The 13,097-nt window shown below is 40.3% G+C and carries 10 protein-coding genes; all 10 read right to left on the reverse strand.

Annotation, left to right across the window (positions count from 1 at the left end):
• Positions 1-366: 366 nt before the first annotated feature.
• Positions 367-1,947: an ROK family protein gene (locus CWS20_RS15495; protein ID WP_066194861.1), complete on the reverse strand. Its 1,581-nt coding sequence runs from the start codon at positions 1,945-1,947 to the stop codon at positions 367-369.
• Positions 1,947-3,041: an S-methyl thiohydantoin desulfurase family protein gene (locus tag CWS20_RS15500; RefSeq protein WP_066194860.1), complete on the reverse strand. Its 1,095-nt coding sequence runs from the start codon at positions 3,039-3,041 to the stop codon at positions 1,947-1,949. Before CWS20_RS15500 ends, CWS20_RS15495 begins: the two co-directional genes overlap by 1 nt.
• A gap of 32 nt (positions 3,042-3,073) precedes the next feature.
• Positions 3,074-4,384: a purine-cytosine permease family protein gene (locus tag CWS20_RS15505; RefSeq protein WP_066194859.1), complete on the reverse strand. Its 1,311-nt coding sequence runs from the start codon at positions 4,382-4,384 to the stop codon at positions 3,074-3,076.
• Positions 4,385-4,419: 35 nt separating this feature from the next.
• Positions 4,420-5,142, reverse strand: a complete 723-nt coding sequence (locus CWS20_RS15510; protein ID WP_066194858.1) for an aspartate/glutamate racemase family protein — start codon at positions 5,140-5,142, stop codon at positions 4,420-4,422.
• 53 nt (positions 5,143-5,195) lie between these two features.
• The gene (locus tag CWS20_RS15515; RefSeq protein WP_083957308.1) at positions 5,196-6,752 is read right to left on the reverse strand and encodes a hydantoinase/oxoprolinase N-terminal domain-containing protein; all 1,557 of its coding nucleotides are present in this window, start codon (positions 6,750-6,752) and stop codon (positions 5,196-5,198) included.
• Positions 6,749-7,840 (reverse strand): S-methyl thiohydantoin desulfurase family protein, encoded by a 1,092-nt coding sequence (locus CWS20_RS15520; RefSeq protein WP_066194856.1) that lies wholly within the window; start codon positions 7,838-7,840, stop codon positions 6,749-6,751. The genes CWS20_RS15515 and CWS20_RS15520 overlap by 4 nt, the downstream gene beginning before the upstream one ends.
• 277 nt (positions 7,841-8,117) lie before the next feature.
• Positions 8,118-9,857, reverse strand: a complete 1,740-nt coding sequence (locus CWS20_RS15525) for a sigma-54 interaction domain-containing protein (protein WP_083957307.1) — start codon at positions 9,855-9,857, stop codon at positions 8,118-8,120.
• A gap of 98 nt (positions 9,858-9,955) precedes the next feature.
• Positions 9,956-10,396 (reverse strand): NUDIX domain-containing protein, encoded by a 441-nt coding sequence (locus tag CWS20_RS15530; protein WP_066194855.1) that lies wholly within the window; start codon positions 10,394-10,396, stop codon positions 9,956-9,958.
• A 194-nt stretch (positions 10,397-10,590) separates the two neighbouring features.
• Positions 10,591-11,589: an ABC transporter permease gene (locus CWS20_RS15535; protein WP_066194854.1), complete on the reverse strand. Its 999-nt coding sequence runs from the start codon at positions 11,587-11,589 to the stop codon at positions 10,591-10,593.
• Positions 11,558-13,093 carry a sugar ABC transporter ATP-binding protein gene (locus CWS20_RS15540; protein ID WP_066194853.1) on the reverse strand — a complete coding sequence of 512 codons (1,536 nt, stop codon included), beginning with the start codon at positions 13,091-13,093 and terminating at the stop codon, positions 11,558-11,560. Before CWS20_RS15540 ends, CWS20_RS15535 begins: the two co-directional genes overlap by 32 nt.
• Positions 13,094-13,097 lie beyond the last annotated feature (4 nt).

Consider the following 13,097-nt stretch of genomic DNA (forward strand, 5'->3'; position numbering starts at 1 on the left):
AATAGCTTCGAAAAGTTGTTTCAACTAAGAATAAACAAAAAGCCCTCCATAATTGGAGGGCTTTTCATAGTGTGGAGAAGTTGATAATAGGTTGGGATTTGAGAGATGACCGCTCTTCTTCTGCTCAGAGAAGCGAGATAGCGAGACCATGGAAACTTCAACTCCTCCCCAATTATTGGAAGATTTTTTTATAAGTCTTGGTTACTTTGTGGAATCACTTCCCCGCGTAGCAATGAAGCGGGTTGGCGCTTGCCTGCGGAAGCGGGCGGAGAGCCTCGGAAAATCAAATCCCAACCCCCATTATTTTTATTTTGAAATGAGGTTCTATACAGTCTGAAGCCCTCCAACCATGGTGAGCTTTTTTTGTTATATTGTCACTGCTTTATGATCAGCAGCCAATTCACCAGCTGCTTTTACGCGTATGCGCGTGGCATTTCCCGGTAAATATGCGAGCGGCACATCCTCGATATCAACAATAACAAGACTGTCAGGATTTGCTCCGGCATTGACTGCTTCATTTTTGGCTTGCTCCTTAGCTAATTCAATCGCTGCTTCGCGGCCGATTTCATCTAATACATAAATTTTTTCGATTTGGCCGCTTACTTGGGATATGGCTGAACCAATTGCATTGGCGACGCCAGAATGCTGCGGACGGATTACTTCTGACGCACCTTTTAATTCCCCTGGAAGCAGAATGCTCCCTCCGCCTACCAAAATAACTGGTACAGGGTCTGCACTCGTTTTCATTTTATCAATAGCTTCTTCAACTAACTCGACCATTCCATAATATACTTTTTCTAGCAAGGCTTTATCTAGGTGAGCAACATTAGACGGGTCACCAAGCTCCGCCTTTCCAAGCGCAACGACGACATCTGTAGTTGTTAGGGTATCGCCGCCGAATATTAAGCTTTTCTCAGGCAAGCGGTAACCGACACTATCAGGCCCAATTGTAAAACTACCTTCGTCTGAAATTCTGATAATTGTTCCACCGCCGAGACCAATAGAGATTAAGTCAGGCATACGGAAATTTGTTCTTGCTCCGCCAATTTCGACAGCAAGTGATGATTCACGCGGGAACGACTGGACAAGCACGCCAACATCAGAAGTTGTTCCTCCTACATCGACTACAATCGCATCTGATAAATCACTTAAATAGGATGCTCCTCTTAAAGAATTCGTTGGTCCACATGCAACTGTAAAAATCGGATATCTCACCGCATAATCAACTGACATTAATGTCCCATCGTTTTGTCCAAAAAATACTTTAGCATCAATTCCCTCGCTTTTTAATGCATTAATAAATCCATCTGCAGCAGTTTTAGCTACATTCACTACGGACGCATTGAGGATGGTTGCATTTTCTCGTTCTAACAGCCCGACTGAACCAATTTCAGCGGAAAGCGAGATGGCCACATTCTCACCCAATACTTCGCGGAAAATTTCACTCGCCCGCTGTTCATGTGCTTGCGAAACTGGAGAGAAGACCGAAGTAATGGCTACCGAATCAATCTCACCTTTTACCTCTTCCGCGATTTTATATAAATGATGCTCATCTAAAGCAACTATTTCCCTGCCATCAAATTCATGGCCGCCACGAACGATATAAACATATTTTCCTAGTTTTTCTCTCAGTTCTTCAGGTACGCCAATCAAAGGCTTTACTGCTAATGTCGCTGGTGCACCGATTCGTACAACGGCGATTTTATTTAATCTCTTTCTTTCAACTATCGCGTTTGTGCAATGAGTTGTGCCCAGCATGGCAAATTTAATTTCCTCACGGGGAACATTCGCTTCTTCAATAATTTTATGCATGGCATTGTAAATTCCTGTTGCTACATCCTCGGTTGTGGAAGCTTTTGTTTCAGAAAGCACTTCATTTTGCTCGTCTAATAAAACGGCATCTGTATGAGTTCCGCCTACATCAATTCCTATTCTATAGATCGCCATTATAACGTCACTCCTTTTTTCGCTAGATCCTCAACTGGTACATAATCTACCTCGTAGCCAAAATATTTAGGTCCTACCGTTGCGATTCCTTTTTCCGTTCTCCATTTCGGATGACAAGGAATCCCGATCACAACACAGCGGGCTCCGTATCTGATTCCCTCAGTTGTAATCGGAAGACCGGTTTCTGCATCTAAAACGGCGATTAAATCAGGTGTAACGCAAAGTAAACGGTTTTCTGTTTGTGCAATGAGATGCTCATTTTGAAAACGCAGCTGTAATGTTTCACCTTTATTTTCATAAAGGCCTTCAAATGTTGCGACGCCTCTTGCAAAGCCGGTTTCAGTTTTTCTATTAATATCGCTTACTTTTCCTTTGAATAATTCAAACCCGCCAACTGTTTTCAAGACTTTTTCAATTGGATTGACATTATTTTCTTTTGCCAACCGAATGCTTTTTCCAATTTCCTCTTCCAGCTTTAATATATTGGTGATGCCGCTGTCTTTTAAGTTTTTACCATTCATTGAATACATTGCATTCATGACAGAGCCGCCCATTTGAATCGTTGCCGCCCTGGCAATTCTTTCTGTCCACACGTTGTCAATTGTTGATAATAATGCCGTGTTTCCTTTTTCATCTGCAATAATCGCAGGTGTCGCTGAAATGCCATCCAAATAGAATGTCACCATTTGCAGTTCCGGAAACGCTCTTCCCATACCATCCACATCAATAACAGGCAGGCCAAGCCTTGCTGCTAAAGCAAATGGAAGCATTGAATTTACGCCTCCTGCTTCAATTGGGAAAGTGCCGAATATTTTTTTTCCTAAATACTCTTCCAGCTGTTTAAAAGCACTAATGGCTTCCTCTCCACTAGGAGCTTTTTCAAGCATGACAGTAGGCGCTCCCATCATCGAGGACGGTACAACTAATGCATCGTCCGGAACTTCATCAACTTCGAGGAGTGTAACTTCTCCGTATTCCTCAATCGCTTGCAGCGCCATTAACTTTCCAATATACGGATCTCCGCCGCCTCCTGTTCCAAGAAGCGCTGCTCCAACTGCCATATCTTCTATTTCTTGTTTGCCGATTTTCCTCATATGTTCATACCTCCGAATATTCTAGTAATTAATTAAGCAACATTTGCATGAATATCGTTTTTAGCATAATTCTCAATTCGTTTACCTACATAATAAATCACTGCACTAATAATTAATGAATTGATGGCAGGAATACCAAATGTAATAAAGTAGCCAGCAGCGAAGCCAATAGCCCAGGCAATAATGGTCACGATGCTTAATTTTTCAATGTTTGGCGGAAGTGTTCCTTGTGCTCTGCTTTCATCAAGGGCTTTCCTATGTGTTTTTAAGACGAAATAATCAATAACCATTATTCCTGCCACAGGTGGAACTAAGACGCCCAGTAATACGAGAAATTCAGTAAATTTATCAAGAATCCCCAGCACTGAAAGAATGGTGCCAATAACTCCTATTACGAGAGTCACCATGCCGCGATTTAACTTAATCTTAAACACGGAATCAAATATATTTGTGAATCCAAGTGAAGAGGAGTAAAGATTCAAGTTGTTGATTTTCACAGTGGAGAGGACAACAACTAACACGCCGAGCCACCCAGCTGTCTGCATCATAATACTTGCTACATCGCTCGTTCTCGCAGCCAAAGCCATTAATACAGCAATCATATTTATTCCAAGTTCTCCAACCAGAAGCCCAATCGTCGTCATCCAAAAAACATCTTTTCCGCTTTTTGCAAAGCGGCTAAAGTCTGGAGTAATGACTGCGCCAATAATAAATCCTCCTGCAACCATTGTTGCAGCTACTCCGATTGATAAAGAGTCTCCAGCGGGTGCTGTGTTCATCAAATCGGATATCGTATGGCCCTGAAGAGTTTGAAATATTCCGACACTTACAGCGATCAAAAAAAGCGGTACCGTAATTGAAGCTGTAATACTTAATAGTTTAAATCCGAAGATTACAAGGACAGTTACCCCGAGCCCTGTAAGAGCGGCTGCCACAGGCAGCGATATTGCACCATTAGTTGATTGAACAATGCCTTCTGCAAAAACTGAATTTTGTACACCAAACCAGCCGATGCAGGAAATCGCAATGACTGCGCCAATAATACTGGAACCATGGCGTCCAAATCCTGTCCATCTTGCCAATAGACTTGTAGATAACCCTTCCTTTGCACCTGCATATCCGAGAAGAAAGCCGATTATTTGAAGAATGACACTACCTAGGAACGTTGCCCAAAAGGCTTGCCAAAAAGTCATTCCGTAACCTAGAGCAGCGCCCAAAATAAATTGCGAGATTGTCGCCAACGCACCTACACGTATAATTGTAATGCTCCACAACGATTGTCTTGCAGATTGTGGAACACGTGTTAAAGAGTAATCATCTCCAATATTTGCTTTATTCGCCATCTTCTCCACCCCTGGATATTTATTTTATTTGCCTGTTAGTTCATTACTCTTTGCTTAGACGGCGGTGTCATATAAGTTAAGCGACTTTGCTTCACACCCATCGATACGAGAGTTTCAACCATTTTAGTCGCTGCAAACGCCGGATCAATCACCGGTACATCATAGCCATTGTCCTTTAACTTGGCTTGAAGCTCTGCTGCAACACCCATGAAACCGGTGCATCCTAGAACGAGTGCATGTGCATGATCCTGTTCTATCGCTTTAACCATTTCCTCGTATAACGCAGCCTTTAATCTATCTTTCTCATGAACTTCCAATACAGGAATATTCACGTATCTTACACTTGCCAACTTTTCAGAAACGCCAGTGGTTTTACTGATGTTTTCAATCATCGTCACTACATTAGGAAGTACCGTCACCACTGAAAAAGACTTCGCCAAAGAACTAGTAATCAGCAGCGATGCTTCACATGGGCCGATCACAGGAATATCAAGAATTTCTCTTGCCGGCTTTACACCAGGATCGCCAAAGCAATTGCTAATTACGCCATCATATCCTTCTGCTTCAGCTTCCTTCGCCTTCTCTAAAAAATTGGGAATGCATAAAGCTTCATCATATTCGCTTTCAACCGAAGCAGGACCATATGATAAATTTGCTACAGCTACTTTCGTTTCTGAACTGGCATAAGCGGAAAACTCCTCAAGCATCTCTTTATTAAAAATATCCGATATAATTGGGGCAATTACTTTGATTTTCATCTACAATACACTCCTATCGATTTTTTTACTGGGTGTATGTCATGATGTTAAGTTTACATTTCGCCTAGTCCTTTTATTCTCAGTCTTATAACTTCTCCTTTTAAATAATCAAAAGGAAATTCTTCTACAGCGCTTATTCTAATACTGTTTTCACTTGCTCCCTTTGACAGTAATTCTGCGATAATCATTTCCTTTGCCTGCGTGATTATTTCTTCCTTCGTCTTATGATGAAGCCAAAAAACTTTATCAATTTCAGCACTTAATGGCGCAAAACAGGCACCTAGCGCATTGCATATATGGTAGCCTGCTGGATGAGCAACCTTATCATATTTGCTAAAAATATTCCCTACAAGCATCGGGCTTCCACCGCCAACAACGACAACAGGCAGCTCTTCATTTCTTAATTGCAGCCTTGCTATGCGATCCTTTAACTCTTTTGAAACCGTATGAATGACCTTATAGCAATCGTCTGCAGAGAGCTTATCTAATAATACTAACTCTATCTTTTCATCCTTAAACGATTCCGAGAACACCTTTAGAAAGGAATCAGTCAAAGTCCAGCTTTTTCCGCCCCAAGCCATTCCTTCCCGTTCAATATCACTTGCAATAGTAGCTTCTATTTTTATTACATCTCGTTTATTTGAGATTAAGCTCCCCCCGCCGTATGCTAATGACTCAGTCTTAGGCATCCTTACATTTACAGGGATATCTAAAATAGTAGAGGGGCCTGAAGTGGCCTCAGGTTGGCCATTCATCATTCTTCCGATATCAATTGTACTGCCTCCCACATCCACAACGATACAGCGATCTAACTGGCTTAACTTTGCCGCTCCTCTTAGGCTATTGGTTACACCAGAACCAATCGTCAAGATTGGAAAATTCATTGCTTCATTAATTTCCATTAATGAGCCGTCGTTTTGTGTTAGCCAATATGGACATTCCAGCTTTAAACGCTTAAATACTTCTGTAACGGAAAGCATCGCTTCCCGAATAACCAATGAAAGAACGGCATTCAATAAAGAAGCATTTTCCCTTTCCAAAAAGCCAGTACTGCCTATCTCATGAGACATGGTGATGGGCAAGTCAGGATAGATATTCTTTATCCTTCGCTTGATTTCAAGCTCCTCAGATTCGTAAAGGGGAGAGAATGCACCTACGATACAAATCGACTCAATCCCTTCACTTTCTATTTCTGCCAACATTTCTTTCAATTGAACATCTATTAACGAAGCCTCATTTTTCAATTTACCTGTATAGCTATAGTTTGTTCGTAATTGATAAACCTTTTTAATATATGCTTTCAAATGTTCAGGCCAATATAATCCCGGGACAATGGCAGATGGATGTTTTACAATTCTAATTAATGCCGTTTTTGCTAGTTGTCCTGGATGATATAAGGCATTTAAGACATGTGTAGTACCAAGAAAAACGCCGCTTATTTTTTTCGGAGAAATATTCGCTTCCATCAAAGCTGTATCAGCTGCTTGATAGATAGCTGTAACAATATCTTCACTCGTTAATTGCTTAGCCCATGAAAGCAATTTACCATCTGCATTGACAATGACAGCGTCTGTATTCGTTCCTCCTACATCAATACCTAGTCTCATCATCTGCCTCCTTCGTTGAATGGCTTATATGAACAAGGTAGTTGATAATGCCTCGGCCCTACATACTCGAGCATATCAGTAGTCCGCAGCACATTTGGCGCCGAAATAGCCAACACCTTCACCGACTGGCCTGCCTGAACCTCCACAACACTTAACGGTGATAAATTCTGTGCATTCAGCAGCAAAACAAGATCAGGAGCTGTGCAAATATATCCATTTTCTTTAATTGAAATAAATTCGTTTCTAAACTCTACTTCTACCTTCCTATTTGAAAACGCTGATCTACCTTCAACGACAAGCTTGCCAATCATAGCTCCATTTTCAAACCAGCGATTTACCTCAGAAAGCACACCTTGAAGAATAACCTTCGGCAGCCCGTATATTGAATTATCAAACATTTCAAAAAGCTGATTTAATTTTTTATTTATGCTAAGCTCGTTTTTTATTACTTTGCCTAATCTGTAAACAAGGTTTAATGTACCTGGCAGCATTGCTGTCTTCATTTGATCTGCGTCAGCACCATAGCCTATCGTATGAGAATGTCCGCCATTTCGGACAGTAAATTCTTTCGCTTGATAAGTGCTGGCAAATGCATCATTATCAGCAGCTATTGCTAATTTATGATCATGCGTCACAACACTAAGCGGCGCTAGCGGAATCCGATTGAGATGGAAGCTAGTCATATATAGCTCAGGAAATGCTCGTCCCATCCCATCGCCATCTATTACTGGAAGCTTTGTTTGTTGGGCAATCACAAGGGGAGCCAATGCGTTTACTCCGCCTATTTCTATTGATATAAGCGCTTCTGCCTTTCTATTTGAAACCGACTCGTATGTTAGTAAAGCCTGATGCCCTTCGTCCCCACTCGGAATATCTTCGTTGAATAATACCGTTGAACCCATAATTCCTACTGATACAATCCATTCATTTTTAATATCTGCTATAGTTCTTACTTCTATCTCATCAGCATCGTTCATAATGGATAAAAGCAAGGCTTCTACAGACTTCGTATCACCTCCGCCGCCGCATGATAATAGTTTTGCTCCTAAGGAGATTGCTGGTATATCTGTTTTTCTAATATGCCATGTCATCCCTAATTCCCCTTTCTCATAAATAATGCAAATTGTGTGCCAAAAACCGATTTAATATAATAAATTTCTTGTAAAAAAGAAATGAAGGCCATTAGAGCCGTCATTTCGAATGCTTTTAAAAAAATTGCAGCATATAAAGAAAAAACCCCTCTTTAAGAGGAGGTATTCAAATAAATGATAATAACCTGATAATTCAATATGACTATTGTTCCTATATTAAAGCTAATTACTACTTTTTCTCACGTTTTCTCATCTTTTCTCATTTTTTATACTATTATCACTTAATTTTCAACTTATTCATTCTTCTATATAATGTCGGCAAACTTATATTCATTTCATTGGCCACTTTCTTTTTACCTGATGTGTGTCGACCAAATTTATCTAGTAGTCTAATAATTTCATCTTTCTCATGCCCTTTTCTGCTATTAATAGATCCTCCGCGTACAGAAGCAGACACATCATATACCATATCTGTTTGATTGGCTATACTTAAATATTGCGGCAAGCTTTTTAAGGTGACTAAATCTCCTATTTCCAGCTGCACAAAATGATGTACGACATTTTGCAGCTCGCGAATATTCCCTGACCATTCATATTGCAGGAGAATATCATAAACTTCCTTAGATAAACGCTTTGGCGATTTTCCAGACTGCTTAGAAAATGACTTTAAAAAGTATTCTACTAAAATCGGGATATCTTCTCTCCTATTCCTTAAAGGCGGGATGGTAATCGGAATGACATTTAAACGGAAGTAAAGGTCGCTCCTAAACTCCCCTCTTGATACGAGCTCCTCGAGATTGCGATGGGTAGCAGTAATGATTCTTACATCTACCGGTGTACTCTTAGAATCCCCTACTCTCTCAATCTTCCTCTCTTGAACGACTCTTAATAATTTCGCTTGAAGAGAAAGCGACAAATCGCCAATCTCATCTAGAAAAATGGTGCCGCCATTTGCCATTTCAAAGCGGCCAGCTCTATTCCCATTTGAACCAGTAAATGCCCCTTTAACATGACCAAATAACTCACTTTCTAAGAGTGACTCCGGGATTGCTGCACAATTGAGCGCAATAAATGGTCCTTCTCTTCGATTGCTTTCACTATGAATGGATTGCGCAAAAATTTCCTTGCCCGTGCCGCTCTCTCCTCTTAAGAGAATAGAAGAATTACTTGGAGAAACCCTCTTAGCAACTTCAATTACATTTTGAATAGCTGCGCTCGTCCCTTTTATGTCATTAAAGGAATATAATACACGATGATTTTGCAGCTTTTCTTTCATTGTTTCTAATGGACTTAATTGAATTAAATAAGAGATAACCGTCCCATCAGAAAGGATCGGTTTAATTTTTGCTAAAAAGCTGCCTTTATGGCTTTTCCTCAATTTCAAATTTATCTTCATCTCGTTTTGGACGCGCATTTTAGCAATTTCCAGCCAATCATGACTGCTTATATAGGAGGAAATACTCGTTCCGACTATCTCAGATTTATTGCTAAGTAATAATGCTGAAAGAGAATAGCTAATATTATGAATGATGCCGTCTTGATCGACGAGCAGGATAGAATCATCTACAAAAGTGAATAAACTATTTATTTCATCTTTAAAATGTGAATTTGATAAATTACTTTGTATGTTTTCCAGTTTCAGGCTCATCAGTTCACTGCATAATTGCAGCTGTCCCTCAATTTTCTCCATATGGAGTTGCAGCCATTTCTCTTCATTTTTCTTTGGTGTTACTAAAACAAAGCCGATTACCTGCTGTTTATAAATGATCGGCTCAAAGCATGCCGTTGTAATTGGGCAACTGGACTGTACGCTGCAATCCATACATGTGCAGTGATTATCTTTATTATTTACCTTGGCATGAATCCCTGTCTTTCTTACTTTTGTTTCTATCAAACAATGGTGCGGATGCAAATTAGATGAACCTTGATGAAAACAAATTTCATAGTTTACTGGATACATATAAAAAAACTTTGTGGCAATCGTATTCAATGCGTCAACCATTTCATTTGATACCAATAGAATCACCACTTTTTCAAAAGATTAATAATTGTTATTATAGCAAAAATTTATACTTTTTCAGTGCTTTCAAGTAATAAAAGATTAAAAGGGAGGGCTTATCGAATATAAGCCCTCTCTTTCACACTTAATGCGTCATCAAGCCAGCAAGGATGCAAATTTATCATATTTGATGGCAAATGATTTTGAGGAAAAAACTTTAGATCTGCCGATTCATCATCATTTATCTTCAGCTGTCCTCCTATTACTTCTGCTAAGAAGCTTGTCGTTATAAAATGAACAGTCTTCCCTTCCGGATATGAAAATACTTGTGATTCAGGATCGGAATAAACACCAATTAGCTTTGTCACACGAACATCTAGATTTGTTTCTTCCTTCACTTCCCGAATGACCGCATTTTCGATGGTTTCCCCTATTTCTATATGACCGGAGGGAATTCCCCATTGTTCTGTATCTGCCCGTTTTTGCAATAATACTCTGCCTTCTTCATCAAAAATAACAACGGCAATCGCCGCTTCAATACAATCGACTGTATCCATACTTATCCCTCCAAATAAAAATAAGGTCCGCTAAGAAAGGCATTAGTGCATCTCAAATACACCAAACCCTTCCCCTCGGACCTTTTATGTCAATAGGTGCCTTCCGCTATCGCAGAAGATGCAGCCCTCGGTCACAAACCATGCAATCATGCGGAACCCTAGCTGCAGTTTTCAAGTTCATAGTTATTGTACCATTAACCGCTGCTTGCTGACATTCTGTTTTTGGCATATACGTAAGTAACAGCTAAAGCTAGAACAAGTACTGAACCTTTGACAATATCAAAAGCATAATAAGGCAAATTTAGAATCGTTAAACCATTTAATAGAATGCCTATAACTGCTGCACCAAAGAAGGTGCCCACTGCGTTTGGCTTACCTGCCCCAAGGACAGAATACCCAACAAACACAGCAGCTACAGCTTCCATTAATAATGGTGCACCAGCATCAATTTGACCGGAGCCGACGCGTGCAGTAAATAAAATGCCAGCAATGCTTGCAAAGATGCCCGATACGACATAAGCAGCACACTTTACCTTCTTTACCTTTACTCCAGATAAAGTAGCCGCTTCTTCATTTCCTCCTGTCATGTACAAGATTCTACCCCACCTTGTATGATTTAAAACAAAATATGAAACAAGTATTAATATAAGCATAATCCATACAGGGACAGGCAAACCAGCCATTTGTCCTTGTCCAATCCATAGAAAGCCTTCAGATAATTCCCCTATAGCCGTTCCGCCGGAGGTTAACGGCATATAATTATAAATAGAGTAGCCTTCCGTATAGGTTCGATGCAGCCCTGCAATTATATACATCGAGCTTAATGTTGCCAGTAAGTCAGGAATGCCTAATACGACAATTAGAAACGAATTAAGTAAGCCAACCGCTGCGCCTACTAATATAGGTAAAATCAACACTAGCCATAACGGCATATCGTACCAGACCATCAACGAAGCAGTCACAACAGTTGAAAGAGACATCGTTGAGCCAACTGACAAATCAAATCCGTTCACGACTAATGTGAAAGTGACCCCAAGAGCAAGAACTGTAACGATTGAAATCGACCTCAATATATCAGTGAAGTTTCCATAAGTTAAAAAGGAAGAACTCACTGTTGAAAAATAAATGATAATAATGGCTAGCAACGCGATGGCGCCATATTTAAATAGAAACTGGATGCTTTTGTCTTTCACTTTGCTCTTCCTTTCCTCCGCTTGCGTACAATAAAATTTTCTCCTGAGTAGCTTCTTCCTGTGTAAATTCCTTAACCAATTGCCCATCATACATCACAAGAATTCGATCGGATATCGCCAACAGTTCATGAATTTCACTTGAAAAATAAATGATGCCTTTGCCTTCATTTGCAAGATTGGCGATTAATTTAAAGATGTCCTTTTTTGCGCCTATATCTACACCTTTTGTCGGCTCATCAAATAAATACACTGATGCTTCAACAGACATCCATTTTCCGATTGCCACTTTTTGCTGATTCCCGCCGCTTAAATGGTTTAGTGAGGTCTCCGTACTATCCGTTTTTATTTGAAGTGCATCAATTATCCTTTTTGCGAATGTTTTTTCCAAAGCCGCCTTCATAAAAGCAGCTTTAGAAAATTTTTTCAGATTAGGAAAAGACGCATTTTTACGAAGTGTTTCGTGGATAAATAAACCTTCTTTCCGCCTTTCTTCTGGAACTAGAACGATCCCATTTTCAATCGCTGCTTTCGGATGATTTATTTTTTTTCTATTTCCTTTTACAAAAATGGAACCGGAAGATACAGGTGTCACGCCGGTAATAGCTTTTGCAAGCTCTGTTTTTCCGGCACCAACAAGTCCGGCAATTCCTACAATTTCACCTTCTTTAATAGTAAAGTTGATTCCCTTTAGTTTATTGCCTTCTCCAACATCCTGTAATTGAAGCAAAGTTTCTCCAGCATGTCTGTTCCTTCTTTCGATCACATTTTCCAACGATGTCCCGAGCATTTTTTCCACAATGAGTGCCTGTGTCGCGTCTGCTACCGCTGAAGTAAAAATATGTTTGCCTTCTCTCATAACCGTCACTCTATCACATACTTCAAACACTTCCGGAAGTCTGTGGGTAATAAAAATGCAGCCTACACCCTTTTCTTTTAAATTGTTCATCACTTTAAATAATCGCTCTGCTTCATAAACAGATAATGGAGCAGTCGGCTCATCAAATATAATGAGCTTGGCCGAGTGAATCAATGCTCTCGCAATAAGAACAAGCTGTTTTTCTGCCAATGTGAGCTCCCGCGCCTGTTTCCGAACATTAATATGGTCAGCTTCAAGCTGAGCGAGCACAATTTTGGCATTCTCCTCCAGTCCGCGCTTAGAGACTATGATGTTTTTCCCCGAGGCAAATGTATCGAGCATAATGTTCTCAGCCGTTGTCAGTTCTGGAACGATTGCCGTATCAACCTCCTGGTAAACACAGTAAACGCCATGTGCTTTCGCATCTTTTGGATGGTGGAATCTCACTTTTTGATTATCCAGCCATACCGTTCCTGCATCCTGCTCATAAAGACCAGACAATATTTTTATTAATGTGCTTTTTCCTGCGCCATTCGCTCCCAGAAGCGCGTGGGTTTCACCTCTCTTCAGTGTAAAGTCACCTGCTTCCAGCGCCTTCACGCTTCCGAAGCTTTTCTGAATGCCTGTCATTTCTAGAATATTGCTCATCTTT

The organism is Cytobacillus horneckiae, assembly GCF_002835735.1.
GTDB classification, from domain to species: domain Bacteria; phylum Bacillota; class Bacilli; order Bacillales; family Cytobacillaceae; genus Cytobacillus; species Cytobacillus horneckiae.